Here is a 25,894-nt window from a genome sequence, read left to right on the forward strand (position 1 = left end):
TGATCGCAACGAAGAATTGCATACTGGCCGCATAAAGTACATCGCCCATACTGCGCGTACCGTAGTCACGGTCAAGTGTCAGAACAACGCTGTACGTGTCTTCGGTGTAGTCTTCCAGCGCCATGTCGAGTCGTACATCACGGTAGTCGCTGTCGTCATTTTCGACGTAAATGTCGTAGATCATCACATGTCCTTTAAATCGCGCCAGCCGAGAAAAACAGGGTGGCGCGGAGCTTCCTTAACACCGACTGGGAAGAACTTGTACTTGGCGAATCCACCGAGAAACTGATCACGATGCTGCCAGATGTTTTCGCGCTCACTGTCGGTGAACCCAGTTCCGATATTGAACTCGACTCCTTCCGCAGTTCTGCAAACAAGCGCTCCAAGGTCGCCTCGACCTGATTTACCCGCTCGATGACTGCTGCGTTTGGTTCGTCCAAGTTCAGACACAGTTGCTTCATTTCCATTGTGCATCCTCTCTTCAAAACCAATGACCGTGGCCTCGGCATCCATGAACCTCTTTAGCTTCAGCAGGTAGCCTTCGCGTACCGTGCTGCGGCCCATCTTGTATGGGGCATCCGGGCTGCGCAGGATCAGACCTTCGAAGCCTTCATCGAGTATGTCCTCCTCGTACTTGAGTAATGCGTCGATAGTCTTGACGAGCTTCTGGTCGTGTAGCACAACACTCAGTTCACGAGAATTCTTCAGCGCAGATTTCAGTTTGTCAGCACGACGCGAGTACTCAGATACCAGTTCTTCGACGTGATCGAACACGTAGAAGCGCAGGTCGTACTTCTCCTTGTCGTGAGACATGACGTGACTGACAGTATCTCGATAGACAGTCTTGCCGCTGGGGTCACCAACGATCAGCTCGCCATCAAAGTGTGTGAGGTGCTTGAACTCCTGCTGCACGAAGGCATTCGGGATCGGCTTGTTGCTACGGCTGTACACCACACCGTCACGCACCACGGCTCTGACGCCATCCAATTTGGGTGAACACAAAATCGGATACCTTAATTTTTCTAAATCACAATCACATGCCAACATCGGCTTAAACATTTTTAATCCTTTTGGTTGTTGATAAAGCTCTGTCAATCGACCAACTGTTCCTATATATGCGTTCGTATATGAGGCGATACGGAAGGTTTTTTGATTCGCAAATGTTTACCAAAGGTACGAGTTGTCCTTTGTGCTTTATCCGTGGTGTACATGTGCGATTTCTCATTTGCTCTTTAACCGTCGCCCACTTGCAGTTGCCGGGTGCGTAATTGCCGTTTACATTAATGCGCTCAAGTGTGTGATTTGGTGGGCACTCACCCATATCAGTTAAGAAGCGTTCGAATGAGCTTTTCCAATGAGCGCATACCGTAATACCGCGAGCGCCGTAATTTTTGTATTGCGGCGCGTTCGGGTTAAAGCATCGGTCCTTCGCTCCACGCCACGCAAACCACTCACGTGTTTTTGTTTTACCGTGTCGTAGATTCGTTTTACCGACATTTGAACAAGTGTCTGCAACAAGACATCCACACGATCTTGAATGCCCTTCATGCAAATTCCCTGCTTCTACAAGGATGGTGTTACCGCAACCGCATATACACACCCAGTTAACGCGTCTGCGTCCATTGGCTTGAACATGGCCCGGACCCTCTTTGACTACTGTTAATCTCCCAACAACGTCACCTGTGCGATCTCGTTTCTTCATAACCCACTCAACTCAGTTATTAAGTCTGATGGAGTATATCAGAGAGAAGTAGATTATGAAAGAGCGGAAAACGAAGCTTGTCCAGCTCAGCGTCGGTTGCAAGCATTGGCTTGAAAATCATTTCGTTTCTCCTTTGTAATACTGAAAGCTCCAGTCGCCGTAGAACATCCCGTCGTAATAGATCATGTCTTCCCAAACGAAGATAGGCGCACGAAACGACACTGGTTTCGTGCTGCCGTTGTGGAAGGTACAGACTGGGCAACCGATGCTGATAGCGTCACCCTCATCGTCACCAAAGCGTAGGTCGCTCATATAGGTGCATGCCATCCATTCGAACGGGCCGAGATAAGGGCCATCGTCACCCCAGTCACTCATTTCCTCTTCGGCGTATTCGCGCCCGTGATAGAGGTAAAGGTACATGCCTGGTTTAGTCGGCTTGTCACACTTCAGCCCCTGTACCATGGTCGCTTCGCGATCCATGACTGGGAGGGTGAGAATTTCTTCGATGGTGAGCTTAGTCATGTGGCACCTCATCAAAATAAACACCGCATTCATTGAACAGTCGGATTACACGATATTTGTGCTCGATCCACCGCTTGGCGAATTCTTCTTCTGGCTTGGGCCAGAACACTTCCCTTATCCCAGCTTGAACAATTGCACGAGCGCAGTCCATGCACGGTGGGTGAGTGACGACAATGGTGCTTCCGATGAGCGACACACCCATACGCGCTGCGTTGTATATGGCGTTGCGTTCCGCGTGTTCCATCCAGAAATATTTCTCCGGCCTCTCGGTACCACGAACATCCTCATCGGCAGCACACCCTCTGGGAGCACCGTTGTATCCCATGGTTCGGACTTCGAGCGAGGGACTGACGACGATTGCGCCAACCTGCGTGCTTTTGTCCTTGCTGAGCTTTGAAATAGCATTTGCGATCTCCAGGTACTTGCTGAATTTGTCTCGGTTCATTGCACTGCCCTTTCTTCCGTCAGTCGACGACCCGACATGGCCAGCATGCTCAGGTATGGGTCGAGCTTCTCGCCCAGCTCAGCCTGCATCGCTAGATAGCCGACGATGATGAAATACTCAGCCTTCGCTGCTGCTTGCGTTTTGGGCTTCAGGTTGTTGTTCTTAAACTGCACCAGGATCAGCTCGCGCAGTCGTTCGATATCGGGTCGCATCATGTGTTGCTCCTAAAAGAGTTTGGTGCCCGACAGGGGGCTGGGCAGCGGTGTCGGGGCTAACGTATCTCGGACGTTTCGAACGGAACAGTCACGCAGCTGGAGGTGGAACAAGTAAGAGACCACGCCTGTTCAGCCAATGTTTTATCCCACCTTTGGCTGGGGCATCACGGACACTACCTTGTGTACCAGCCGTAGCCTGGGTTGTGCCAGAGCTGCGTGGTGTTGACCTTCTCGCGTGCGTCTAGCCAGTTCTTGGCAGGAATGGTTTGCAACACGTTGTCCTTTGCAGAAGTCTCGGTATCGAGGATGACTCGATCTTCACCTTCGCGTTGCTTCAGGTAGAAGGTTTTCATTTCATTGTTCTTTCATTAGTTTCAAATCAATCACGCGTTTCTTCGTCCCATGTGCTGGAAATCCGATGACTGCGCGATCTGGACTGTTGTCTGCGCAAATACCGCAGCGTGCGCAGTCCATGTCGTCTCGATAAGTGGCTGGGCAGACGACGACCTTTCTTCCGCCAGCCGTGTAGAGCGAGTGCTCTGTTATTCCACTGGGTAGCACCACTGCTTGAGGTAGCGAGGTAATCTGTGCGACTGCATCAGAGTTCGTCAGAGAGTCACACGAAACATTGATGGTGAATCCAGCTTCGTTCGCAGCTTCAATGATGTGAATGTTTTCCGGTGTGAGGGGGTAGTGTGTGTACGTGAAACCACGCTTCCCTTTGTTCGCCTGCACCAGTTCTTCAAGCGCAGGCTGGTCAATCAGTACGCCGTCACCTGGTAGATCACCTGCTTGGTTGTGTCGCCAGAGCTGCTTGCGCGGCAGGCGGCTGATCTCGTCACAGAAGTCTGGCCAGTCCATACCTCGTTCACCGTTATTGATCTTGTTCCAGTGCATGAGCAGTGGGCCGAACTTCGCGTAGCAGGTGTCGAACTGCTCACACGTGGGAGGGCAAGTACGCGCCTCTGTCGTGCTCACAGGGATAGGGCCAGTCTTCTTGTTATGACTGATGCGAGTTAGGCCGACACGGTACATGGCGCTCCTCTCGTTTTTCAAAGTCGTACACGTAGTTCACTTCTTCGTCAGACTCACGAGCTTCGAATCCGATAGGCATCGTCCACCGTTGAAAGCGGTCACTTGCAGCGGCATGCGCCTCAACCTCTGTGGCAAACGCCGTGGAGTTCGTGGCCCACTCCCCACCGGGGAATTCAAAATAAGGTTTCCATGACTTGCTCATACCGCCTCCCTTCCAACCAAGTACCTCAAACCGCAGCGGTAGCGAATGCCATCGAGGTCAATGACGAACGCGCTTGGACTGCGGCGTTTGATAATCTCAGCGACTTTCTCGCCGATCTTCCACTTGCTCCCCTTGACCAGTGCTCTGGCATTTCTGCCACGGGCATACACGCGCTGCCGCCACTCGTAGGCCCAGTTGGTCTCCGGGGCGGTGCACATCTCCAGATAGGAGACAGGGCATGTGATCTCACACGGCCCAGCCGTTTCATGCACGTCCTTGTAGCCCCACCAGTCTTTGTCCATCCCGGTGTAGTTTTTGCTGACACCGTGCGGCCCTTTCATCATGCAGAGGCCGACGCTGCGCTTGCCGTCCTCGTGCTCGTAGACCAGCCACAGGTTGTTACCCACAGTGCAGTGCTTGAGCACTTTCGCACCACCCTTGTTCTCAACGAGGTGCTTGATGAGGTTTTTGCGCTCTAACCACGCGCTGCTGAATAGCCATCCCATTTCATTTCTCCTTTGGTAGCCCCGCGAGCTACGACCAGTTCAGGGCGTTGATGATGTCGAACAATCCACTGTCCATGCCACTTACTGAACCACGGCTCTTCGCAGCGTTTTGCGAACTCTTGCTGCGCCCAGCTTCCGTGCCACGGCGTGATGGGAGTGTGCTTTCCGTTTACAACCGGGCCGTATCCCATTTCATTTCTCCTCTTGTGCGTACAACGCCTCTACTTCAGGCAGTACAAGCTGAAAGTCCCAGTCAGCGCCTTCGTAGCCATTCAGGCAACGGATGGCAGCGTTCTTGATCCACTCAACTTGACGCCACGCCAAGGTGTCCTTCCAGTCGTCAGTCTCGCAGCTCTGGTAGTCGAGACTCATAGCCAGCTTGATGATCTGGATTGGCGCAACGCCTTGCGGGTGCGTCACGAAGTGGGCAGCGTAGATAGCTGCAGCCTCTTCGATCTCGGCGTCGTGCATGCACGGGCCGGGGCGGGAGCCTGACTCGTCGTCCGGGTAGCGATGAGCGACCGAACGAATGTTCTCGCGAGCCAGACCACGAGCCACCGCCTGAGCTGTTTCGATGTCGTTGCCGATGACTGTTCTGCACCATTCGCGGACGGCGCAACTGCGTTGGATTGCGAACGCGGCGAGGATGCCGAAGTGTTCGGGGTTGCAGATGTATGCGGACATTGTGCCTCCTAACTAGATACCCATTGTTTGATGCACTGAAGTTCACGCATCTCGCTGTCTTTGTACTGATAGCCCCACTCTGCTCCGTCCTCACCACGAGCATAGATAGAGCCGTTAGCAAACGGTGCCAATGCGCGGAAGAAATGCTCTTCGTCTCCACATTTTTCACCACACCATGTGAATGAAAATTGAGACCCTTCATTCGTGGAATAAAGATTAAAGCGCCATGCCAAGAAGGCTTCTTCCATTGTGGTGAAACCGCCTGGAGGCGGATTGTCCGTCCATGAGTAGCGGACGTGGGTGCGTACTCCACCTTGATAAGTACCCGCATGACTCTGTGAAGCCATTAGCTCCGGGTCATGCAGGGCGTTGATAGCTGCGATTACTTCCGGCGCTCTTTCTGCCGGAATCGTCACAGCGATGTCGTACTCAACGTAGTAGCCCATGTCATTCTCCTTATGCTGCCAGCGCGACAAGCTCGTTCATCGCACGCACCTTGAGCTGCGCACCGTCGCCGAACCACGCACTATTCAAGCGGTTGTTCTGGTTCCGCGCACGCTTCTTGAAATCCACGTACTCGGTGACCGAGTTGATCAGACCCCAGGCGGTATCACCGGCAAGATCAGCACCGATGAACGTCTGATCCTTGAACATCTGGATCACGTTGTCGACGTGGATGCGATCCGGGTCGAGTGTGCGTGCCTGCATGTCCTCTGGCATCTTGAACACCTTGTCCATGATCTCGGTAGCCTTGGCCGTATCAAGCTTGATCTTGGCCAACACATCGAGCGTCTTGGTGAAGGTCTCCCACTGTTCACGTCCAATGCCGAGCTGAGCCTTGATCTCGTCAGGGCGGAAGTCACATGCATGCGGAATCGTCACTCGGCCAGTGCTGTTACCCAGTGCCTGCTGCAGCGTGTTGTTACACACGACTCTGACGGAAGTGAACTGAGCGAGAGTAGAGAGCGTCAGATCGTAGGACGTGCTGAGCAGCAGGTAGCCGTCGACACGATCCTGGCCGAGTACCTTGTGCACATCGCCCGTTTCAGCGAGACACCAGATGCGGCCACCGTCCATGAGCGAGCCTGCGGTGTGCATCTTCATGTTGTGCATCGAGAGTAGATCACGGAAGAACTCGAAGACCTGTTTCGGCTGTACCGGCTTGTAGCGGTCAGACACAACGGAGTAGGGTTTGTCGTCCGTATCGCGAGCGATGACGAAGCGCTTTGGGAAGGTGCGCATGTAGTCCGCGCTACCTTCCTCGCAGTACTTCACCGGGCGCTTACTCACGGTCCAGTCCAAACCTGCTTCCTTCTGAAAATCTTCGAGGGCGATGTTGTCCTCGACCTTGTTACCGAGACCGTGCCACGGAACTTGTCCAGCGTACGCCATTGTTTCAATCATGTGTGCCATTATTGCCTCCTAGAGAAAGAACTGGCGATGCCAGTTTCCCGGCATCGCCATCAAAACTCATTTCCGTTTAATCGCCTTGTACGTTCCATGAACGAGAACGCCAATGAGGACGGTTGTTGACAGAATCGAGTACGTTAAACCAGCAACTTTAGCTGCTGACATCAGTAGACGAATCATCTGACTACCTCGTTGTTTGCTCCTTGATCCAAGCAGCGAGGCCCTGCCTAGTACGCAAAAGACAGACGTACTCCTTTGCGGTCATGGAAGATTCCCACAACCTGTCTCTCAGGAGCACACCGCCAGACGGACAGCCAATAATCACTGCCACATTCCGACCTTCATCATATCGACCAGTCAACCAATCAGCCTGTAATGCGCTGAGCAGCTTCATGGGGTCAACGATTCCGCGTTGCGGTATTCGCGGAAGGTTCTTGTATTCAACCCACAGGTCACCTGCATTGCCGCTGTACCAGCCATCAGCAGTGCCTGCGCTATATGGGTTGTTCATCTTTTCGTAATGGATGTACTGGCTTTCGTGAACCAAGGCACGCGCAGCCGTGCACATCTTCAATCGCTTCAAAGGGAGCAGCTTGTTCACTGAAGCGATGAAGACTGTCTCAGGTTTGCTTGACATACCGGTCATCCAGTTCAGGATGCGTGGTCATGTACTCAATCAGGAACGCAAGATTACAGCGTGCGTGTGCGAGGTGATGAATACCGGTTTCTTTGTCGAATGTCTCACCCGCATTGAACGCTAGGGTATGACGAAGTGCAGCGTCGATGAGGCGTGACCACGCCATGCCACCGCGCCAGTTGTCTCGCCCGTATTTATTCTCGCCATATGCCATGACGAGCGCTTCTTGTATTAGAGCCGATTGCGGGATGAGACCGAGGGTTGCCTTGGAAGCGTCATGTTTCGTTGCTTCTTTGACAGGAGTTTTTTTTGATGTTGCCATCTTTATCTCCAAGTGTGATGGGCGTCGGCTGATTACGCGCAGCCGACCACGCGGAGCATTACGCCTTGGCAGCGGCCAGAGCAGCAGCGGCCTTCACATCTGCCTTTTCAGCAGCAGCCAGGGCCTTGTCGTGCGCCTTGTCTTCGGCAGCACGAGCCTTCAGAACACCCTTGCGGGTCTTCGCGATGGCGCTGACTTCGGCAGCAGTAGCCTTTGCTTCGGCCTTCAGGTTGGCGAGGGCGGCTTTCTTTTCAGCCGGGGTCAGAACAACAGATTTGCTACGGGCCATGGATTTTCTCCTTGATATTGGCTTGATGCGTTTTACGTGCAAGCACGCGGGATTGACGATACAACTTTTCGAGGATGTGTTTGCGGCGAAGCGAAGCCTCCTCAAGCTTGATTGCTTCGATCAACTCCTCGTCCGTCATCTGTTGGAGAACACCCATCAGACGACGGACAGAAGTCAGTGCTTCAGAGATGCGCCATTCGTTAAGCACGACGCTTCACAGGTGCCTTCAGCCCAGCCTTGCCACGAGCAGGCTTCGCATCGTTGGCGGCGTTGATAGCTGCGACATCCGGCTCCACCGACAGACGCTCGATTGCCTCTTGGCGACGGCCACGAACCATCTCGATGAATTCCATGTCTTCAATCGGTTGCGGATCGGAGAACACGCACACATCGTGCTTGGTCGACGGGTTGCACTCGACGTGAGTGATGACACCGTACGGCGGACGCTGCAGGCCACGAGCCACCGAGCTGACATACGCGCTGAACGGCTTCACAGCAGTGGGCGAGATGTCGAGGATGGCGAACGGAGTGTCGGGGCCAGCATCAGCAGGCAGCACGGCCATCAGCAGGCGGTTCTGGCAAGCCTTACCCTTACCCGACGAGCCGAACTGGTTTGCCCAGCACTTGTTGCAGTCTTCGCACTGGACATCCGGCGAGTTGGCAGACGGCACCATACCAGTCGGTTCCTGATGGATTGCGAAACAGTTCGGCGGGACAATGTTGTCCTTCTCGTATGCACCCTCGTAGTACTTGTTGGTGTACACGAAGTCGACGATCACGACATCGAGGAAGTCCAGAATGTCACCGGACGGCAACGTGAACTGCTTGTTGCTGATCTTGATACGATCACCGCTGACCTTCGTCAAACGACTGCGGAGGTCTTCCATGTCTTGCGCCATCGAGGACATCACGTTGGTCGAGACAGCGGTGGATTTTGCTTTTGGTACGGCAGTACTTTTCGGCTTGGTTGCCATGGTGATGCTCCTTTACTTCAGTGATGTCAGATTGAGTCCGACTTTGGTGAATGCCTCAAGACCTGGAACCCCGCCTTTTGCTTCTGCGAGTTCCCTGAACGCCGGGTCAGAGATGCGACGTTGAAACAGTTGGAAGTTGCCGGTCTTCTTGACGAACTTGTAGACCGCATCCCAGTCGACCACGTTGGCCACGACCACACGGGAGATTGAGACAGTGGCTTTCTTACCGGTGGCCTTGTCCATACCCTCCTTGAGCAGACGGTCTTGGAGCTTGGCCATGAGATCGTTGTAGTCCTTCTCAGCGGCCTTGATCTGCTCACCGAGCTTGCGCTTCACTTCACGCAGATCGTCGAGCTTGTCGATGACCGTGCCGAGGGGTGGTTCTTTTGTAGCCATTGTTTTCTCCTTGTACGAATCGTATAAGAATCTGATACAGATTGTATCAGAGTGATTTAGAGTGCGCAATACTTTTTGTCAGAGCGGTATCCGATTTTCTTCTTCGCATGTAGCCGAGCGAGAAGACCTGTTGCTACAGCTTCATTGCGACCCATAGCCACTGCGAGGTTCTGCAGTGTATCCGGGCCACCGCGCAGATGCGCCATTACCGCTGCCTCAGTCTCGCCACCGATCTTGGCGGTAGGGGTGCCGGGGCAGGCGATAAGCTTCGCATCATCCTTCGGAGCAGGGACTTCGACAGTGGGCGAGGGGGTAGTCACTTCCTGCTTGGCCTTGCCGTCACCGAAGTACTTGAAGACAGCGTTGGTTGCTTCCGACTGTCTGATCTTGAACGCCTTGTAATCCTCGACAGCGTTCAGAAGAATCTCGAACGGTGCATCTGTCAGAATATGTAAGAGTCGCTCACGTTGTTTTTCATTGCTCATTTTTCAAAACTCCAATGTCGGCAAGAATGTTATATGTCTCGTCGATGTACCACTGACGATTCAGATCAGCAGGTATTGCTGTCGGCAGGATCATACACAGCTTCGCGCCTTCAGTCTTTGGAACCTTGTTGCCAGACTCGACATAGGTAATCGGAGGCAGTACCCGTGTCGTCATGTACCAGCGAGCGACACGGCCAAAGGGTTCACCGCCTACACCGACAGCGTAAGCATGTGGGCGAGACTTCCGTTTCTCTTTCTTGTCAGTGGTCTCGCTATACCAGATGTTGTCCTTTGTACCGAAGTCGTTCAGAAGCTTCCAGTCATCGACGATTACTGTGCGAGGATGCTGCACACCACCGGGCTTTTTCACACTGCGAATAGCCAGGAAGTCTTTGAAATTCTTGATCGACCGCGAGTGCTTGGCGATAAATTTCTCAGGCAGCGTGCCGTCGATCAGATACTGACGCGTGGCCAATGAGCAGACTTCCATGGTCGGGTTCTTCATCAGACCACTGTCAGCGTACAAACCTTTTGCTTTTACCTTGCCATCGGTGGTGATCGCGATGTAGTTGTTCACATCCTTCATCGCTACCTTGGCGTAAGGCGTTTCTTCGTAAATGAACTTGGTCCGCTTGGCATTTGCAGCAATCGTCTTCAACACAGCGTCACGCTTGTTCTTTGGATAACCCACCATGATGCCGTCTGTGTTTGCCGAGAGCACACGAACACCTTTCGTACGCTCCAGGTCGTCAATCAGACACAGCAGATTAAGCTGGCCGGTGAGGGTGACAGCGATCAGCAGATCGGGTGAGTAGAACGAGCAGTACGAGCTGCCCAGCTTGCCGAAGGTGCCGTTAAGAACAATCTTCAGCGAGTTTGCTGTTTTCTTGTCGCCAGCTTCTTTCGCAGCCATACGTGTGTTGTAGATTTCACGGTAGGCTTCAAGGAAGAGTTCACCTTTGTTCAAACCCAGTCTGGGTGCGTAATCACAGGCCAGCATGATTGATGGGTAATAGGAGGCAACGTCAAAGTCCGAGATGAGATACTCATCGGTAGCACAGTCATGGAAACAAACGTCATGCTGACTGTGTAGTCCACCCAGTCCATACTTGTACACTCCGTTGTTGATTTGAATAGGCTGCTCCATCCACTCAGCTTCTATGGGCGAGCCGTTCATGTAGTTGATCTTGAAAGTCTCCTGCTCGGTGTCGAACAAAAGGTCTTTGAGAACGCCAGACTTTGGTTGAATGAAGGCTGGTGCCTTGTAGGTCACACCACTGGGCATGCGCTGCTTGCCGGAGATCATGCACTTCTTTTTCAGGATCGCTTCGGCAATCTGTGCATCGGACTTGCTACGCAGATCGAGTCCATACTGCTCAGACATCTCTTCACGAAGCTGCAGCTCTTCCTTGAGCATGTTCATCAGGGCACGTGTGCCACCCAGGTCGTTCATGCAGTAGTTCTCGACGACTGGAAGCTGCTTGGGTGTCAGATCAGTATCGTGATGGAAGGGCATGTCGATCAATGATGGATAGTGCATACGCCCCATGTAAATCTTGAGCGAAGTCATCACCCCTGGAGCCACGTTGATCAAGTCGATATGATCGAAGTCCAGCGGCTGCACCTTGGCGAATGCCAGGGCCTCCCAAGGCATCAATTCATTCTCGATGATTTCTTGCGCGATGATCTTCAGATTATCCGCATCATGACCAGCGATGTAGGCAGCGAGTAGGGGGCCATCGAACCGCTCACCGTTGAAGCTGATGAAGTTAAGACCCTTTGTGTTGAGAAGCGCTTCGAGATTGGCAGCATGACCTCTCTTGTGCGCCCAGAACGCATGCTGTTCATTGGTCGTCGTGTTCTCTACACAGACGAGGAAGACAGGTTTTTCTTTGCCGATGACTTCAATGTCAAAGATGCAGTTTTGTTTTTTCAAGAATCTTCTCCGATCAGTGCGAGTACGCCCTCGCAGAAGTCTTTCAGTACAAGATCACCGTCCCAATTGCCCAGTTCTTCAAACGCCTCACGCGCAACGGCCAGCTTGCGCTCGGCTTCGTTCGCCCGTTTGCATTCTTCTACAGCGGTAGCCATGTTCTCCTTCTGGTCAGCCTTCCACCCAATTATTGCGGCTTCCAGTTCCGCTATACGCTGATTCGCATAATCCAGTTCTGTCTTATACATTTCCGGGTGCGTGGTGCCGCAGGTATAAAGGTGCTTCATCCTGAGCTTGGAGATTTCTTCAGCCTGTTCCGCTATCCGCTTATCCGCCGCTTCAAGGGCGTCGGCGGCTTCTGCTTCCAAGTACATATCGCCGTAACCTTTGCGCAACCGCTGAATCAACTCCGCATTACCCGGCAACAGATGCGCGTCGCTACCGTCGAATAGTTTGTCCATGGTCATTTCCAGTACGCCTCCCACATCTTGAAAGCATATTCCACCGGAGGAATCGCAAACATAAGCAGCACGCTGGACGAAACGATTACCGCCAGCAGTTTTAGCCAGTCTCGTGTTTCTTTATTCATGTCCAATATCCTCGTAAATAATCAGACACTCGGCCCGAAAGCCTTGTGCCAGTTGTGTTTCGGTGCGCCGCGTTGTCCAGCGTATACGTCAAAAGTGACGTCTACTTCTAGTTAGAGCGCAGCATCTCTAGCACCTGTTCTTCGGTGTAGAGCTTCGAGTGATACGTGCCGTCAATTGGCGGGTTCGTATCAAAAACAACCTCTTCGTTGTAGTCGCCTGGACCATAGGGCGTATCGGTGTCTTTCCACGCTTCAACCCACATATATGCTGTTGGTTCTGGTAGGTTCATACAATTCTCCGATCAAACGCCGCGCTCTAACCCTACGTTCGAGGCGACGGTTTATAAGCGGCGCTCCGTGGTTACTCTTCTGCGCCGCGCCTCAACTTCACGTTAGGCACCATTCATGTACTCGCACACTGCCATCACAATGGCTTCCGCGCCGTGCTCCATTCCGCGCCCGCAGTGGTCGCCGGCCCATTCCACCTTGGCGAAGGAACAGCACACCAACCCGTTCCGCGCTGCCGACACGTAAATCTGATGCCCAGCGCCTTCACGGTTCATCAACGTCTCCTTCGCCCACTTCGCGGCCTCATAAATGTCGTCGCGGACGTATTCGGGTACTGCCGAGTAAGCGGCTTGTATTCGCGCTTCCAGTGCTGCATTCGGTTTCATCTTCACTCCCCTATGCCTAACATTTGCGTCAACGCGGACGCTCCGCTTCGCTACGCGCCGGTTACGCCAGCGTTATGCATCGTGTGCTGTCTGGTCCATCATTACTGTTCGCGCTAGCGATTCGGCCTGTTGCTTCCAGTAGTCGCGTTCTACTATCAACCGCGAAACGTCAGCGTCAAGGTAAAGGGTCGTTCCAACTGCATGACGCTCCCAATCCTTTCCGTACCAGTTAAGCCATTTTCGGCGCTTGGTTCCGCGCACGTCACAAACAGGTTCGGGCATAACATTTACGTCAACCGGACCTTGCGCGATAATCTCGCTCATTTCTCACACTCTTTCTCCGGCGCAAGGCCGGTTACGCTAGCGTTGGGCATCACGTCCTAATGCCATCATGAAGTCGGTGCCCTTCGCCAGTTCCGCAGCATCGCGGGTACTGCAAACCCGTCAGTCCGGAGCAGTCCGTTGGTGCGTGAACGGCGTTGCACTCAGGGCACATCCACGCATAGCCCCGCCGTGTGAAGTTCTCAAACCGTCCGCAATCCTTCCGGTATTCGTGCCTGTAGGTGTAGCGGTCGTTGAACACCTTTGCTATCGCAGCCTTCTCGTCGCTGTCTCGGCGCTCGGCGCGTTTCTTCTTCGCCAGCGCCCATGCCTCTCTCAGAAAATCAATCATCGCCTCTCCACTTCTGCCGTGAGGTCAGGTTGTGGGTGGGTGTAGAGTTCAATCTGATTCTTCCATCCCATATTGATGAAACTGATTGTGGCCCCTAGTGGGATATTTTCCGCCTTACCTTCAATAACGCTGCGGTACATGCCAGCAAGATAAGCAACCGGCTCATCCTTCACCGGCTCTTGCTTCTCGGCTTGCGCTGGCTTCGATTGCGCAATGTCGGGGTCACAGACCAAACACATTTGACCTTGCTGGCAACTGCATTCTTGCGCTTTCGGTGCTGCTGCGATCATTGCGTCGTGCAGTTCTTGCGCGGTGCCGTAAGCCCCGCTGTCGTTGCCATACACCGCCTCGATGGCTGGAGTTACGATGCGCGGCACAGCAACACAACCTTCCGGCAGCACTTCGGCTTCGATTGCTCGGGCAAGGTCGTGCATCCACTGTGCCGTTACTCCTATCCAGCCGTCTGGTAGCGATACCGCCCCATTCGGGAAACAATCTTCAATTTCTTCAAAACTCAGCATTCTGTCTCTCCTCTTCAGTCAGTTCTTTCAGTTCTTTCCACATGTCAGTAACTGCATCACTGAATGTCGCCTCTTCGCCGTTGTATGGAAGCGTCGAGGAGAAGATCAATTCAATTAATGTTCGCAGCTTTGCATTTTCCTTCTCCAGCGCATCTATTTCATCCGCAGCATCGTCTGCAAGAGCGTGGAAAAATCCTTGTTCGCGTATTCTGTCCGAAGTAATGCTCATTCTTATTCTCCTCTCGATTTCAACACAGCCGAGGCTGCACGAAGCACAGCAAGAGCGAGGGATTGGTAGTCGCCTTTCTCAAACGGGATCATCACTTGCAACCCTGCCGGCCCATAGAAAACGACAGACAGCAGATTAAATCGAATCTCCAACTCCGCAGCCTCCGCCACCTTCATCAGATCACCGCGCTCTGGGTCGAGTGGGTTGAATCCATGCAACAGCCCTTGGTTATCAACTGCAACCGGAGTGCTTCCGCGCCAATCAACCACTTCAAGACCAAGCAGCTTCGCCGCATCCTCGATCGGTTTTTTTATTTCGGTGTTCATTCTGTTTTCTCCGCTTACTTCCACACGTCAAAGGCTGGTTTTACCAAGTAGTCTTCAGGCCAACGCTTGTACGCTTCTCCGTATCGAGCTTTAAGTGCAACCTCCATTCTCTCAACACGGTCGCTGTATCCCCTATTGTTGTTTGCGTCTCTTCGCATTTGAGCATCAGATACCGGATAAATACGTTTGCTCATGGTTGCTTCTCCTTGTAGGCTATAAACGCAAACTCGCTTTCGAGCGCATTCGCAATTCTTGTCGCCAGCACACCGTCACCACTAAAACCTGTAAAGTCACACCAACGGGCAATCTGCGACTCGATCACTGAAATCAAATACTCTTTGTCTTCGTCAGTCATTTCCCGTTCTCCTTCTGCATGGCGAACTCAATATCTAAATCAAGGTTAGGATGTGCTGCAAAAGCGCGTTCTATCGGTTGATTTGTCCAGTTCAGCCTTGAGCGTTGCGAGTTGTTCTTGCAGTTCTTGACACTTGCCTGCCCACTCAATTGCTGACAACTTTTCTTTTGTGTGGCCTTCTTTCCAAGCGGCGAGTTCTTCTCGAAGTTTGACTCTTACTTCTACATGGTTATTGTTGGTCGCATATAGAACCTTTAGTTCTTCCCTGAGCCTAAGGATTTCATCTGCGCCGCTACCGACTTCTGTCGGGATTTCGTTGATTAGAACGATTGCCATCACGCTTCTCCCTTCTCGATGCGCTGTGCGATAAAAGTTTCAATAGCTGCCTCACCGAGATGGTCAAACACGTCTTGATCCATGTACCAGTTATACAGTTCCCGAACCGCATCAGCCCGTACCTTGTTCAGCACTTCCGGGCATGGTTGGAGGGCGAGGGCTTTGCTAAAGACAGTCACAAGCACTTTGTCCGGATTATTACGTTCAGCAACTTGAAGTGCCTCGCGCATCTGCTCAATTACCGCAGCTTGTTGGGCGACGAGGGCTTCGAGTTCCTTGCACTCACGCTTCCAGTCCCGTTTTGCTGGATAACCTTCCATCACACTTCTCTCCTATCTGGTGCCGGGGTGATCCAATCCGCTACCTCCAGCAACTTCTAAGTAGTGGCACCCCGGCGTTGAAGGGTGGGGCAGGCCATAGTTTTCCCGACTGCAGCCTTGGTTGATTAGCCCCGTTGATCTATCCACTGCCAACGATACAGCGGTCTACCGCGTTCGTTCTTGCCTGAGTCGTCAAGTTCGACAATTCCGGCGGCACGCATACGCTTCAGTATCAGATTTGCGCTGTACTTGTCAGTACCTACAAGCCCTGCCAGTCGGTCGGTATGAAACCAGCCTTTACCCCGCATAACCTGCTCGTACTTATCGAGCGTCTTTTGTAGAAACCCCGTCGACACTCGCTTGTTCTGCGTAGCAACAGCCCTTGTCACTTCGGGCTTATGAGTGCTGGCGTAGTGGTGCGCGAGTTGGGTGAAGTTCATACCAACACCTTTGGCGCTTGGCTGTACTCGAACTTGCTGCCAACGCTGTGCGCACTGATACCTCGTTTTTGCAGATATCGTTTGGCGCGTATGAGACTTGCTGATTGTCGACGCGCTTGGCGATGTGCGGCCAGGGGCCAGTAGTTCGGTGGCATTTTCATGTCAGTTCTCCCATCATCGCGTCGTCACGCTCACGTTCCCATGCAGCCTCGGCTGCGCATACCAGTTCTTCGTGCTTGTGCTTCTCCGCTTCGTCATACATGCGGTCCTGCAGGTACTCGTAGTCTTCCGGGTGCAGGATGTCGCTGACACGAACGCCTTCGAACATAATCTTGGTGATCTCTGCGGACGAAGCGTACGGCCACTTGTACTGGAAGAAGACTTCGACTTCACCGTCGTTCAGTGCGTGTTTGAATGAGCCTGTAGTCATTTCAAATCCTTTCCTTTTTCGATCCACACATTCGCTGGTCGGCAAAGGTGCAGTTCGTTGTTGAAGTAAGCAGCGCCATGCCGCAAGCAGGAAATGATGAGCTGCTCGGCCTTATCTCGCTGCGAGTACTCTTCGTAGATGGCTTGAGAAAGTGCAGTGGTGTTCCAGATCAGTAAACCGATTAACGCCATAACGATCAATTGGGCAGCAGCACGTACGCTTGCCCAGAAATGTTTGTTTATGGTGTAGTTGGTACGCATGCCCTGGCGTTGCTGCTTTGGGTGCAGGATGTAGTTACGCGGCATATGCGGCCAGTAGAGGTGATAGTTTTTTTAACCTTGTTCCAGAGCGTAATTTGCGTAGAACCTTTGCTTCAATCTGAATAATGCGATCTCTACATACACCAAGTATTTTTCCTATTTCAACGTGTGACATATCTTCCGTAAATCGGTAGTGCAGCACTTGACGTTCGCGAGGTGTTAGCGCTTCTGTGCAAACATCAAGTAATTGTTGTGCAACTTGTTTATTTTCGAATTCACTAATATCTAATTCATAGGATTGTTGTTCTGATGGTAGTAGTGCCGCTAATTGTTCGTGACTCATTTCCATTTCAGCAAAGTTCTTTTCCAATGGGTGCAGTTGTTCTGCACTCCAAAGGTCTTCTGGCACCTTATTGAGTAGGTCGCATAGTTGAGTTGCAATAGGGCTTAATGCCCCATACGACGTTATTGGACTACGCGTCATATTGATTAATTCGTTTACTTTCGTGTAGCTCAGATAATTTGCATCACACCATTTTTGACCAGGCGTGCCACCGGACTCTTCAATTGCTTTTAAGAGTCGATTATTTCTGACCTTAACTGTTACGCGATAGTCCTTCATAGCTGAGAACTCTCCTTCGACTTCCCCATCATTAACTGCATGAGTAAAGCTTCCGCTGATATGAGTTTTTCTTTCCAACTCGTCAAGCACAGTTCGCAGAACCAGCGGTGTGTTTTACCCCTATTAGCCTTGACGTAATCGCCGTTCTTCAAAGGGCGATAGCTGCGACAATTCGCACACCATCGATCTGAAATATTCAGGCGGCTGTAGATCACAGTGCTTCTGCTGCGTCGAACAGTTGATCCATACGAACTTTCTTGTCCTGCATCATTTGCCAGATGCGTTCATCACGAGTGCCCTCGGCTACGATGACAATCGTCTCGGTCTTTTCTTTTTGACCAATACGGTCAATACGCTTCAGACCTTGCAGGTAGTGTTCAAGGTTTGGCGTAGGAGAAGCCCAGATCGTAGCGGTGCCCTTGGTCAGTGTCAGACCATGACCAGCAGACTGCGGGTGAGCGAAGAGCACCTGGAAGAATCCTTGTTGATACTGGTGCTCAATCTCAGGGTGATCTGCGTCCCACACTTTGTGGGTGATGTCGCGTTTCTTGACCTCTTTCAGTAATTCTTCGAGCTGGTGCTCCCAGTGATAGAAGACGATGCTGTGCTTACGTGCTTCTACAAGGTCGAGAACAAGCTCATAGCGATCAGTTGCGAAGGATGAATACCCGCCGTCATTGTTATATACGGCACCACTCGCCGCCTGAAGCAGTTTCGTCGCAAGGACAGCGCCGTTGATCGCTGTGATGGTGGTCGTGCTGAATTCAAGGAAGGACTCTTTTTCAAGCTCGTCATATAGCTTCCTGTGCTTCGGGCTGAGTGTGATGTTCAGCGCGTATTTATGATTGGGTGGGATGTCGATGCAGTCCTCAAACTTGTGACGAATCACAATGTCGGAGAGCAGACCAATCACCGTGTTTTCAACACCGGGTCGGTCGATCCATTTCAGCATGTTGGCAGAAGGCCCGGTCTGTTCCGGTATGCACACTGCGTTGCGGAAACTGTAGAAGGATTGACCCAGGCGTTTGCCATCGTCGAGCAGCAGTACTTGGTGGTGAATGTCGCAGATGCCGTTGCTGGTAGGCGTACCGCTCATAGTGCGTCGGTACTCGAAATACTTTACGATCTTGCGTGCAGCTGAGCTGCGCTTGCTCGTGTGGTGCTTGAATGCAGTGCTCTCGTCGAAGATGATCGTGCCGCCTTTGAATCGCTTCCAGAAGGAGGCAGGTTTCTTCAACAGGTCTTTCACGCCATCGACGTTGATGATGTAGATGTCTGCATCGACGTTGAATGCATCATCACGGCAGTGTGCCCATGCGATGCTGGTTTTCAGATGTGGGGCAAACTTCTTTACGTCGTTGGCCCATGCCGCTTGCAGCAATGATTTCGGAGCAACTACCAAGGCACAGCCGCCGCGCTTCTTGCGTCGGTCAGCGAAGTCCATGATCTCGACAAAGGTCTTGCCAGTGCCAGGATCGCTCATATCGAAAACAGCTTTCTTTCCCTTCATGAATGCGAGGGATTGAAGCTGATGCTTCATTGCTGTTATTTTTTTCATAGGAATCTCTTCAAGTCGTCATCCCCAAACATCTTGTCGGCCTTGGTCGCCTTGCCCGTCTTGACGAAGTTCATCGGCTTGACCACAGAGGTCTGCTGACCCGATACAGAGATGCCGAACTTGCAGTCGCCTTGTTTGTCAGGGCTGTACGGGCAGTATTTGCAAGAGAAGATGTTCGGGTTCGGTTTGAACGTGGTGTCCGTCGTAAGTCTCACGCCTCTCTGATCGAAAATCTTCAGATAGCGTGAGAGTTGACGGCGATGCATGACGAAGGAAGCCAGCTCGTTGTGGTCGATGTACCACAGCTCACATGTCACTTGCTCAACGTCCGGGTAGCGGATCAGAGCACACAGTGCATAGAGTTGTAATTGCTCGGCATGTTTTATTTCATTGCCGAATCGTTTGCCGGTTTTGAAATCAACCACTGCGACATGCTGCTTTGTAAGGTGGCACACTGTGTCGCATTTAAGCCTGAGCCACGCTGATTTCCAAGGAGCAACACGCCATTGATTGTCAAAACCCCATTCCTCCTCACAAACGACACGCCCCTCGGCATAGTGTCTCGCGAGGGAGGAGAGGTCTTCATTGAAATGACGGAGGTTGGCGGTGAGGGCGGCTTTTCCAGTGACATAATCTTCGGCCTCCTGGTGAATGGCAGTACCACGATCCGCAGCGGTCTTGGGTTGTAGATCAGGCACCTTGTCGATGGATGCGAGTCGCGCACGATACGCGCATGATTCGTACACGGTGAGCCTGGAGAAAGACCAGTTGGGGATCGTGGATTTTGTCATCTTACTGCCTCGCACAGAGAATCGCAGAGCGTATCAGAGTTCAGGATCGCCCGTCAACGAAGGTGACGATGTTCTGCAAGCCGAGTTGAAGCGCTTCGATCTCGTCCTTGAGTGCCTTCGGTTTGTGTTCGATCTTGTTGAGTTGTTCGATGCGAGCTTCGGCTTCAGTGATGACGCTGAAGATTGCCTCGTTGTTCAGGGTTGTTGCATCAGTGCCACGGATGAAGGTTTTGATTTCGAAGATCGGTGCGTTGTTTGCCATGATTGGCTCCTTGAAAATTTGTGTGAGGTTTTGTGCGGCAGTTTGAAATTCGCCTGTAGGTTGTGCCCAGGGTTGGTCCCCTTCGTTTACCCAGTCCTGCAGGAAAAGCCTGGTTGAAACTTTTGATGCGAGGTCCTTCATTTCGCCTTGCTTGTTTACAAGCGTGGATATGTCGCTTTCCAGTACCATTGCTTGCAGTATCGAATACTCTGCAAAACCATCGGCTATTCGAGCACGACACCATCCTCTGGATTTCGAAGCAGGCGCGTATCGACAAGCGAAGTACACGCAAGCCTTTGACGTGACGTACTGATAAGCAGAGCCGTTATATCCTCTGAACAGATTGGTCAGAGCCTTGTACACAGATTTCTCTGAAAGTGCTGCCGTTTATTGTGTGCTGAAAGAATCGGTCTGCTGCTGCTGGCTGAACCGTGTCGTAGAATTCTCTGTCGTTTTCAGCGACGAGGAAAAGTTCTTCGATTGTGTTGGGAATGGCCTCTTTTGTCATTTGATCCATTCCATCAGCGTTTCGATGTCAGTTTCAAAACCAGCAGCGTTCCGATTACCGCCCCCACCGAAGCTGCTGGCAATTGCAGAAACGTCATATTCACCATTGCTGCGAAGGCTGCAGCGCACGCGCCCATCACTGCTGATGTAATACACAAGGCCGTAAGTACCAGAAGCATTTGCCAGTTCATGCCCGACCTCACTTTGGTGGATTGATGAGTTGACGGCGAGGCCTGATGCACCATCTGATGCAGCCGAGTTGGCATCGAAGATAATTCTGCATTCCCTCGCCTGCTTCGCCATGCGCTCGACGTGCTGCTTCTGGGCGCGGAGGATGGCGGTGCCTTGGTGATAGATGTGAATGTGTTCTTGTAGCAAAATGAGTTTTTGCCACTGCTCAAAGCTCCACGGTTGGTAGCTACTTAGTGCTGCATGAATCTCAGCCGAACCGGCAAGCTTCCACTGCCAGCGGTCGCGGTCGTCGATGTGCTGGATCAGCATCGGGACTTCGGTGCCGGGGTGGAAGTATTCCCAAGCGAGGAGAGCGCCGGACTTGTTGTTGTCGAGGATGATCACGTTATCTGTCGTGTCATTGAGTATGAAGTGTTCTCGTTCAGTGCTGCACCACATCTCGAACGCAGTCTTGTGGTGATCGAGCCAGACGACGCGCTTGGCGCGAGCGAAGAACATCTCCATTACTTCGCGGGGGAAACTGAAGTCGAGGATGTAAATCTCACGACCTGTCATTTCGGGCCATTCGAAGCTCTCGCCGTAATTCATCGGCAGATATTCAGCCTCGTCGCCCAGCTTGAGCCATGCTGCGAACGCAGCGCCGTAGCCGTCGGTGCAGTTGGCGTGATAGATCACGAGTGGTTTCATTTCTTGTTCTCCAGCAGGTTTGCTGCGTAGTTGAGCATGTAAGCCAGCTCACCATCTTCGATGTTGATGCTGTCCAGACCATTATCGTCTACCTCCTTGGCGAGGCGTCGGAGGGACTTGATGAACTTGGTGAGCTTGTCAGGGTCAATTGATTTGATCATGACAGACTCCCAAGTAGGTAGAGCACCTGGCCTTCGTCAGCGATAACTTCTTCGTTTTCACCGTTCGGTGATTTTGCGATTTCTTCGTCGAGGTATTTGACCTGTGGGCTGTCTGCGCCAAATACCATTGACGCCAGCTTGCGGTAATTCTTCAGCGTTGAGTCGTCGCCAGTGCTGAGCTTTTTCATTTCAGTTCCTTGTGTGTTTGCGTGCAGTTTACTTTCAGTTTCTGTCCCTATATAGAAACTGCGCGAAAGATCAGGACTGCAACGACATGCGCTTCTTCGCTGCACGTGCCATACGGGGTGTGACCTTCATCGGGTAGCTGATACCGTGACATGTGCCCAGGCGCTGTTCGTCTGCATGCCGGGCCATCTTGTCACCAGCCTGGCCGCGCTTTCCGGCGCTACGTACACGGCGCGAGGGCGTGCCATGGTTGAATGAGAAGCGCGGGACGAAGTCTTGGACTTTTTCACCCGTAGTTGCGATGAGTGCAGCTATGGCTGCGAAGAGAGCGTTTGACATGCTTATTTCTCCTTCTTGCGAATGTTGAACGGTTGCTTGTGCGGATAGCCGCCACCGGATGTGCTCTTCGGCGCGTCGGGGGTGTGATAGCCAGGGCACTCGTTACGGGGCGTGCGGGACGTGATGTGACGATGTTTCATATCTGCTCCTTGATAGCGATGATGTTTTTGAGAACTTGATCCTGCTGGTTGTGAATCTGATTCAGCATGTCGTCTGCCTCGCGTCGGCGTTCACGCCAGCGTCTCTCTTGCAGTTGAAGTGCCCGGTATTCCTGCTCACTCAGGATGAGCGCGATGCCCAGGTCACTGAGCTTTACGTTTTCGATGGTCATTTCTTCCCTCCGACGACTTTCAGTCTCTTTTTCGATAGGTTCAGAGAGGCTTCGAGTTCTCGACGAAGTTCTGCCGAGACTTTCCAGTCCACTTGAATCCCATAGCCAAGCACGTTGTTCTTGCGAATACGTTTCAACGAGATGTTGTTGTGACGCAGTAAGCTGGTGAACTTGTTCGGCGTCTTCGGCATGTTCCCCACGTTGTACTGCAGCATGATGAGCAGCTCATCGCGGGTAATCTTGTCGTCGAAATCGGTACGAGCAATCTCTTTGAGCAACAGGATGTACGCCGCAGCGTTCGTCGTGTGCTCGTTCATGATCCCCGACTCGTTCAGCAGTTTCTCATCAGGGCGTGCCATCCAGAGAGCCTCGAAGTCACCGTCCATGATCATCTGACAGGTTTCAACAAGGCTGGTGACACCCAGGCGCTGAATCTTGGTACGTGCCTCGGTGTGCACGATAGTATTCGCTTGTACGATATCCGCCTTGTGTGCCAGCAGGAACTGAGCGAAGGCTTCAAGTTCTGCGTTCACCACGCTGTCGTCAGGTCGCGGCAGCTTCTTGCTTTGGAACTCACCCACGTTGTATCTCCGATCACCTTCAGGGATGTGTACAGGTTGCGGCATGTTCGAGCTGAACATGAAGCAGCATGTGTTCACTGCGTCATAGGCTGTACGACGCATGTGGCGAATAGGTATCGTCGGTTCAGTGATGTGATTCTTCAGTTTGGCACCGACGCGACCTTTCTCCTTGAAGTCGTCGACATCCACCTCATCGATGAAGGCGAACAGAATGTTCTCCATCCAGCCGTTGAAGTCATCCTCGACGTTCGCAGCCAGCATAGAGGCAGCATTCATACTGCCCAGTAGCTGCGAGATGATCTTGTTGAACACATAGCCCTTGCCGGTACCTTGCGTACCCTGCATGACCCAGGATGTGGTGGGCTTCTCTTGCCGCTGAAAGATGCAGGCAAACCAGTTGATCCAGTGGTCGAAGAGCTTGTCCGGATCATTGTCGGGTGTGACACCCAGCATGTGGCAGATGATGCCCTTGATCGTCGGGAAGCGTGTGTTGTGCTTTGGTTCCAAGCGCATGAAACGACTGCGCTGGAAGATGTTGATCACATGCTCGTTCTCGTCGACAGTGAAGTGTTCTTTTGGCAGGTACTTCATCTGCCAGATCGGGATGAACTCGCCAAGGAAACGTCCATGGCTGCGCATCCAGTGATCCAGTTGCGTCTCGTTCTTTGCACGGTAGAGGGAGAGCTTTTCTTCCTTCGGGTTCCACAGCCCGTTGTAGTACTCGGAGCTTTGCAGATCACGAAAGGCCAGGATCAGATCACCATCTTCTGTTGGGGTTGAGGTGTGTGCGGAACGCTGATCACATAGCTCACTGTAGTAGCCGGGCACCAGCTCCTTCGTCTTGTACCACGTGTCACTTTTGAAGTCGTGGATCAGTTCGAAGTTGTCACGGTAGTGGTAGTAAGCCCATGAGTCACCACCGTTCAAGTTCAATCTGATGTACTCACCACAGTCCTTGGTCTCGGTAACAGTACATACGTCAGGCTTGTTCTGTACTTCGACACCTGTCACCCAGGTGGTCTTCGCTGTGCGCTTGGGCAGGCCCTCAGCGACACGTAGTGCGTTCAGTGCTGCACGCTCGTCGACCTTCAGTGCGTTGATGTGCTTCTCACCTATGGTCTCTACAGGTATGGCCGAGAGCTTGCGCTTGACGAAGCTGATGCGTGAGTTCTTGCCCATAGGGTCTTTCATACCCTTGAAGATAGGCGGTGCGATGTACAGCAGCTTGTCGTTCTGGCACGTGGTGATATCCAGTGGCCAGCTCAGTGTGTTCTTCGAACGCGAGAGACGCAGACCATCGTTGAACACGGTCAGGTTCTTCTCCATCAGCCACGCCTTCAGCGTGGGTGCAGCCATGGGTTTGCTCAACAGCATGAACACATGGGCACTGACTGTGCCTTCGTTCTCGTCCAGGCCATGTGAGGCAGAGTACTGCAGTGTGTAGCTGATATTGCCTACGCCCAGCTTGGTGAGTTCTTCATCGATGTCAGCCGTTTCATGTCGGTCAAAATCCAGACATACCCACTGGGTGACCGAATCAGTTGAGGTGGTTCCACGACGAGGCTCATTACTGAGCGGGCGTGCGATGGTGCCTTTGAGTAGGCAGTGTCCTTGGGTGGCATGTTTGTCGATCGCTTTGAACAGGTCGAGTGGGTCTTTTACTTCTTCGTTGTAACTGGTGAAGTTTGTCACCAGTGGGTAGGCATCTTTTGATGTCGGTGAAAATGACTTCACCAGAGGCAACGCTGCCCCTAGAAATGTGATCTGCATAATGGATTTCCTCGGTAGAGCGAATAGTCTGACAGACTCGAACAAGCCTTGTCAAAGAGTTCCTCAGAGCTGAGGATTGACCAGTGTTCCACGGTGTTTCACGCTGTTTCACGCTGTGTCAGCAGCGTTCAGTCGAACCATATCCACAGCAGGGCAGGGATGAACGTGATGTAGAACAAGAAGTCGTAGAGGTGCATCTCAACTGGGAGGTTGAGGATGAATTGTATTACCTCAGTCATGATGCCCTCCTCGATGTGATGCCCATAGGTGGGTCTAACAATGAAAAATATCGCACCTGGGGATTAACCCAAGTGCGATATGTGTTGATTGTCAGCTATTGGCAATGAAGTTCACAACCCACTTAAGCATTGTGACAATGCCGACGATGGTCCACATGTAGTTGCTGAATTCAAAGAAGCGTTTACCAATGTTGTATAACGTGTTCATGACCTCCACCTTTTTGGAAGCGTATGTGGGATAACAACACCAGCAATGAGTGCTGCCACTGTTGCTGCGAAGCCACCTGCCATGCTACCACCGTGCAGTTTGAACACAATGATGAACACCGTGATTTCAATGACTGCTGCGATGTAGCGTTTATGTGTGATCTTCCACCAGATGCTGAACAAGCCAAGGAAGATAACCACACCGTAGATGACAGGGCCTAAGTCCATGTGGCCTAAACCAAACATGATGATCTCCTTGTTAAGTTGGTTCAGTAACGGCTATCCAGTTGTTCGACGGTATGATGTTCTCTACGAGAATCGAACCATCTTCGATGCCGTTGATGACACAATCGATGCAAATATCACGACCATGTGGATATTTTAACCTTGGCGATTCGTAGCCGAGGTCGTCTAGCCGAACTGATTTGTTACAGCAAGTGCAGTGTTCCCACTGGACGCCGTTAGAATCGATGATTCCGCTCATGATGATCTCCTTGTAACTGAATGAGTGCCGGTTACGTTATCCGGCAATGCCGCGTTTGCATTCGAAT

48 protein-coding genes are annotated in these 25,894 nt (G+C 52.2%); 1 reads left to right on the top strand and 47 read right to left on the bottom strand.

Annotated elements, in window-relative coordinates:
* From IPL32_17455 to IPL32_17675, 45 genes are all read right to left on the bottom strand, one after another.
* Window positions 1-184, bottom strand: a 184-nt coding sequence (locus tag IPL32_17455; protein ID MBK8467603.1) for a hypothetical protein, incomplete at its 3' end; no start/stop codon positions are given.
* Window positions 184-1,095 carry an ATP-dependent DNA ligase gene (locus IPL32_17460; GenBank protein MBK8467604.1) on the bottom strand — a complete coding sequence of 304 codons (912 nt, stop codon included), beginning with the start codon at window positions 1,093-1,095 and terminating at the stop codon, window positions 184-186. The genes IPL32_17455 and IPL32_17460, both read right to left, overlap by 1 nt.
* Before the next feature lie 231 nt (window positions 1,096-1,326).
* Window positions 1,327-1,548: a hypothetical protein gene (locus IPL32_17465; GenBank protein MBK8467605.1), complete on the bottom strand. Its 222-nt coding sequence runs from the start codon at window positions 1,546-1,548 to the stop codon at window positions 1,327-1,329.
* Window positions 1,549-1,819: 271 nt separating this feature from the next.
* Complete coding sequence (locus tag IPL32_17470) at window positions 1,820-2,224, bottom strand: hypothetical protein (protein ID MBK8467606.1); 405 nt, start codon at window positions 2,222-2,224, stop codon at window positions 1,820-1,822.
* Window positions 2,217-2,669 carry a CMP deaminase gene (locus IPL32_17475; protein MBK8467607.1) on the bottom strand — a complete coding sequence of 151 codons (453 nt, stop codon included), beginning with the start codon at window positions 2,667-2,669 and terminating at the stop codon, window positions 2,217-2,219. The genes IPL32_17470 and IPL32_17475 overlap by 8 nt, the downstream gene beginning before the upstream one ends.
* Window positions 2,666-2,884: a hypothetical protein gene (locus IPL32_17480; GenBank protein MBK8467608.1), complete on the bottom strand. Its 219-nt coding sequence runs from the start codon at window positions 2,882-2,884 to the stop codon at window positions 2,666-2,668. The genes IPL32_17475 and IPL32_17480 overlap by 4 nt, the downstream gene beginning before the upstream one ends.
* Before the next feature lie 173 nt (window positions 2,885-3,057).
* Window positions 3,058-3,237, bottom strand: a complete 180-nt coding sequence (locus tag IPL32_17485) for a hypothetical protein (protein MBK8467609.1) — start codon at window positions 3,235-3,237, stop codon at window positions 3,058-3,060.
* Window position 3,238: 1 nt separating this feature from the next.
* Window positions 3,239-3,745: a hypothetical protein gene (locus tag IPL32_17490; GenBank protein MBK8467610.1), complete on the bottom strand. Its 507-nt coding sequence runs from the start codon at window positions 3,743-3,745 to the stop codon at window positions 3,239-3,241.
* Window positions 3,746-4,117: 372 nt separating this feature from the next.
* Complete coding sequence (locus IPL32_17495) at window positions 4,118-4,627, bottom strand: hypothetical protein (GenBank protein MBK8467611.1); 510 nt, start codon at window positions 4,625-4,627, stop codon at window positions 4,118-4,120.
* A complete protein-coding gene (locus IPL32_17500; protein MBK8467612.1) occupies window positions 4,597-4,818 on the bottom strand; it encodes a hypothetical protein in 222 nt (73 codons plus the stop codon). The genes IPL32_17495 and IPL32_17500 overlap by 31 nt, the downstream gene beginning before the upstream one ends.
* A 1-nt stretch (window position 4,819) precedes the next feature.
* A complete protein-coding gene (locus tag IPL32_17505) occupies window positions 4,820-5,311 on the bottom strand; it encodes a hypothetical protein (protein MBK8467613.1) in 492 nt (163 codons plus the stop codon).
* 8 nt (window positions 5,312-5,319) lie between these two features.
* Entirely contained in the window at window positions 5,320-5,757 is a 438-nt protein-coding gene (locus IPL32_17510) for a hypothetical protein (GenBank protein MBK8467614.1), read from the bottom strand.
* A 10-nt stretch (window positions 5,758-5,767) separates the two neighbouring features.
* Window positions 5,768-6,724, bottom strand: a complete 957-nt coding sequence (locus IPL32_17515) for a DUF932 domain-containing protein (GenBank protein MBK8467615.1) — start codon at window positions 6,722-6,724, stop codon at window positions 5,768-5,770.
* A gap of 181 nt (window positions 6,725-6,905) precedes the next feature.
* Entirely contained in the window at window positions 6,906-7,322 is a 417-nt protein-coding gene (locus IPL32_17520) for a hypothetical protein (GenBank protein MBK8467616.1), read from the bottom strand.
* A gap of 19 nt (window positions 7,323-7,341) precedes the next feature.
* Window positions 7,342-7,680, bottom strand: coding sequence for a hypothetical protein (locus IPL32_17525; GenBank protein ID MBK8467617.1), 339 nt, complete (start codon window positions 7,678-7,680; stop codon window positions 7,342-7,344).
* 58 nt (window positions 7,681-7,738) lie between these two features.
* Window positions 7,739-7,969: a hypothetical protein gene (locus IPL32_17530; protein ID MBK8467618.1), complete on the bottom strand. Its 231-nt coding sequence runs from the start codon at window positions 7,967-7,969 to the stop codon at window positions 7,739-7,741.
* Entirely contained in the window at window positions 7,959-8,177 is a 219-nt protein-coding gene (locus tag IPL32_17535; protein MBK8467619.1) for a hypothetical protein, read from the bottom strand. The genes IPL32_17530 and IPL32_17535 overlap by 11 nt, the downstream gene beginning before the upstream one ends.
* A complete protein-coding gene (locus tag IPL32_17540; GenBank protein ID MBK8467620.1) occupies window positions 8,170-8,943 on the bottom strand; it encodes a hypothetical protein in 774 nt (257 codons plus the stop codon). Before IPL32_17540 ends, IPL32_17535 begins: the two co-directional genes overlap by 8 nt.
* Window positions 8,944-8,955: 12 nt before the next feature.
* On the bottom strand, window positions 8,956-9,339 hold the full coding sequence (locus IPL32_17545) for a hypothetical protein (GenBank protein ID MBK8467621.1): 384 nt from the start codon (window positions 9,337-9,339) through the stop codon (window positions 8,956-8,958).
* 56 nt (window positions 9,340-9,395) lie between these two features.
* Entirely contained in the window at window positions 9,396-9,824 is a 429-nt protein-coding gene (locus IPL32_17550; GenBank protein ID MBK8467622.1) for a hypothetical protein, read from the bottom strand.
* Window positions 9,814-11,760: a hypothetical protein gene (locus tag IPL32_17555; protein ID MBK8467623.1), complete on the bottom strand. Its 1,947-nt coding sequence runs from the start codon at window positions 11,758-11,760 to the stop codon at window positions 9,814-9,816. Before IPL32_17555 ends, IPL32_17550 begins: the two co-directional genes overlap by 11 nt.
* Window positions 11,757-12,218, bottom strand: coding sequence for a hypothetical protein (locus IPL32_17560; protein ID MBK8467624.1), 462 nt, complete (start codon window positions 12,216-12,218; stop codon window positions 11,757-11,759). The genes IPL32_17555 and IPL32_17560 overlap by 4 nt, the downstream gene beginning before the upstream one ends.
* A 235-nt stretch (window positions 12,219-12,453) precedes the next feature.
* Window positions 12,454-12,636: a hypothetical protein gene (locus tag IPL32_17565; GenBank protein MBK8467625.1), complete on the bottom strand. Its 183-nt coding sequence runs from the start codon at window positions 12,634-12,636 to the stop codon at window positions 12,454-12,456.
* A 102-nt stretch (window positions 12,637-12,738) separates the two neighbouring features.
* Complete coding sequence (locus tag IPL32_17570) at window positions 12,739-13,020, bottom strand: hypothetical protein (protein MBK8467626.1); 282 nt, start codon at window positions 13,018-13,020, stop codon at window positions 12,739-12,741.
* Window positions 13,021-13,092: 72 nt separating this feature from the next.
* Entirely contained in the window at window positions 13,093-13,344 is a 252-nt protein-coding gene (locus tag IPL32_17575) for a hypothetical protein (protein MBK8467627.1), read from the bottom strand.
* 345 nt (window positions 13,345-13,689) lie between these two features.
* Entirely contained in the window at window positions 13,690-14,214 is a 525-nt protein-coding gene (locus tag IPL32_17580; GenBank protein MBK8467628.1) for a hypothetical protein, read from the bottom strand.
* Window positions 14,201-14,443, bottom strand: coding sequence for a hypothetical protein (locus tag IPL32_17585; GenBank protein ID MBK8467629.1), 243 nt, complete (start codon window positions 14,441-14,443; stop codon window positions 14,201-14,203). The genes IPL32_17580 and IPL32_17585 overlap by 14 nt, the downstream gene beginning before the upstream one ends.
* Before the next feature lie 2 nt (window positions 14,444-14,445).
* Window positions 14,446-14,769: a hypothetical protein gene (locus tag IPL32_17590; GenBank protein MBK8467630.1), complete on the bottom strand. Its 324-nt coding sequence runs from the start codon at window positions 14,767-14,769 to the stop codon at window positions 14,446-14,448.
* 14 nt (window positions 14,770-14,783) lie between these two features.
* Window positions 14,784-14,963: a hypothetical protein gene (locus IPL32_17595; protein MBK8467631.1), complete on the bottom strand. Its 180-nt coding sequence runs from the start codon at window positions 14,961-14,963 to the stop codon at window positions 14,784-14,786.
* Window positions 14,960-15,124: a hypothetical protein gene (locus tag IPL32_17600; protein ID MBK8467632.1), complete on the bottom strand. Its 165-nt coding sequence runs from the start codon at window positions 15,122-15,124 to the stop codon at window positions 14,960-14,962. Before IPL32_17600 ends, IPL32_17595 begins: the two co-directional genes overlap by 4 nt.
* Before the next feature lie 45 nt (window positions 15,125-15,169).
* Window positions 15,170-15,460, bottom strand: coding sequence for a hypothetical protein (locus tag IPL32_17605; GenBank protein MBK8467633.1), 291 nt, complete (start codon window positions 15,458-15,460; stop codon window positions 15,170-15,172).
* On the bottom strand, window positions 15,460-15,780 hold the full coding sequence (locus tag IPL32_17610) for a hypothetical protein (protein ID MBK8467634.1): 321 nt from the start codon (window positions 15,778-15,780) through the stop codon (window positions 15,460-15,462). The genes IPL32_17605 and IPL32_17610 overlap by 1 nt, the downstream gene beginning before the upstream one ends.
* 125 nt (window positions 15,781-15,905) lie before the next feature.
* Window positions 15,906-16,220 (bottom strand): hypothetical protein, encoded by a 315-nt coding sequence (locus tag IPL32_17615; GenBank protein ID MBK8467635.1) that lies wholly within the window; start codon window positions 16,218-16,220, stop codon window positions 15,906-15,908.
* A gap of 157 nt (window positions 16,221-16,377) precedes the next feature.
* Window positions 16,378-16,677, bottom strand: a complete 300-nt coding sequence (locus IPL32_17620) for a hypothetical protein (protein ID MBK8467636.1) — start codon at window positions 16,675-16,677, stop codon at window positions 16,378-16,380.
* Window positions 16,647-16,955, bottom strand: a complete 309-nt coding sequence (locus IPL32_17625) for a hypothetical protein (GenBank protein MBK8467637.1) — start codon at window positions 16,953-16,955, stop codon at window positions 16,647-16,649. Before IPL32_17625 ends, IPL32_17620 begins: the two co-directional genes overlap by 31 nt.
* Window positions 16,945-17,622, bottom strand: coding sequence for an RNA polymerase subunit sigma-70 (locus tag IPL32_17630; protein MBK8467638.1), 678 nt, complete (start codon window positions 17,620-17,622; stop codon window positions 16,945-16,947). Before IPL32_17630 ends, IPL32_17625 begins: the two co-directional genes overlap by 11 nt.
* A 121-nt stretch (window positions 17,623-17,743) precedes the next feature.
* Complete coding sequence (locus tag IPL32_17635; GenBank protein MBK8467639.1) at window positions 17,744-19,090, bottom strand: DEAD/DEAH box helicase; 1,347 nt, start codon at window positions 19,088-19,090, stop codon at window positions 17,744-17,746.
* Entirely contained in the window at window positions 19,087-19,881 is a 795-nt protein-coding gene (locus IPL32_17640; protein ID MBK8467640.1) for a PD-(D/E)XK nuclease family protein, read from the bottom strand. The genes IPL32_17635 and IPL32_17640 overlap by 4 nt, the downstream gene beginning before the upstream one ends.
* A 40-nt stretch (window positions 19,882-19,921) precedes the next feature.
* Complete coding sequence (locus tag IPL32_17645; protein ID MBK8467641.1) at window positions 19,922-20,506, bottom strand: hypothetical protein; 585 nt, start codon at window positions 20,504-20,506, stop codon at window positions 19,922-19,924.
* A gap of 141 nt (window positions 20,507-20,647) precedes the next feature.
* The gene (locus IPL32_17650; GenBank protein ID MBK8467642.1) at window positions 20,648-21,529 is read right to left on the bottom strand and encodes a hypothetical protein; all 882 of its coding nucleotides are present in this window, start codon (window positions 21,527-21,529) and stop codon (window positions 20,648-20,650) included.
* Window positions 21,526-21,690 carry a hypothetical protein gene (locus IPL32_17655; protein ID MBK8467643.1) on the bottom strand — a complete coding sequence of 55 codons (165 nt, stop codon included), beginning with the start codon at window positions 21,688-21,690 and terminating at the stop codon, window positions 21,526-21,528. The genes IPL32_17650 and IPL32_17655 overlap by 4 nt, the downstream gene beginning before the upstream one ends.
* Window positions 21,687-21,878, bottom strand: coding sequence for a hypothetical protein (locus IPL32_17660; GenBank protein MBK8467644.1), 192 nt, complete (start codon window positions 21,876-21,878; stop codon window positions 21,687-21,689). Before IPL32_17660 ends, IPL32_17655 begins: the two co-directional genes overlap by 4 nt.
* Before the next feature lie 70 nt (window positions 21,879-21,948).
* Window positions 21,949-22,215 (bottom strand): hypothetical protein, encoded by a 267-nt coding sequence (locus IPL32_17665; GenBank protein ID MBK8467645.1) that lies wholly within the window; start codon window positions 22,213-22,215, stop codon window positions 21,949-21,951.
* Window positions 22,216-22,351: 136 nt separating this feature from the next.
* On the bottom strand, window positions 22,352-22,546 hold the full coding sequence (locus tag IPL32_17670) for a hypothetical protein (protein ID MBK8467646.1): 195 nt from the start codon (window positions 22,544-22,546) through the stop codon (window positions 22,352-22,354).
* Window positions 22,543-24,897, bottom strand: coding sequence for a hypothetical protein (locus IPL32_17675; GenBank protein MBK8467647.1), 2,355 nt, complete (start codon window positions 24,895-24,897; stop codon window positions 22,543-22,545). The genes IPL32_17670 and IPL32_17675 overlap by 4 nt, the downstream gene beginning before the upstream one ends.
* A gap of 83 nt (window positions 24,898-24,980) precedes the next feature.
* On the opposite strand from IPL32_17675, the gene IPL32_17680 reads away from it, so the two are divergent.
* The gene (locus IPL32_17680; GenBank protein MBK8467648.1) at window positions 24,981-25,244 is read left to right on the top strand and encodes a hypothetical protein; all 264 of its coding nucleotides are present in this window, start codon (window positions 24,981-24,983) and stop codon (window positions 25,242-25,244) included.
* Between the two features lie 96 nt (window positions 25,245-25,340).
* Here the strand turns inward: IPL32_17680 and IPL32_17685 are convergent, their stop codons facing one another.
* Together IPL32_17685 and IPL32_17690 are read right to left on the bottom strand one after the other, a co-directional pair.
* Complete coding sequence (locus IPL32_17685) at window positions 25,341-25,589, bottom strand: hypothetical protein (GenBank protein MBK8467649.1); 249 nt, start codon at window positions 25,587-25,589, stop codon at window positions 25,341-25,343.
* 13 nt (window positions 25,590-25,602) lie between these two features.
* Complete coding sequence (locus IPL32_17690; protein ID MBK8467650.1) at window positions 25,603-25,827, bottom strand: hypothetical protein; 225 nt, start codon at window positions 25,825-25,827, stop codon at window positions 25,603-25,605.
* Window positions 25,828-25,894 lie beyond the last annotated feature (67 nt).

Origin of the sequence: Chloracidobacterium sp., assembly GCA_016711345.1 — a bacterium.
In the GTDB taxonomy this organism is placed as follows: domain Bacteria; phylum Acidobacteriota; class Blastocatellia; order Pyrinomonadales; family Pyrinomonadaceae; genus OLB17.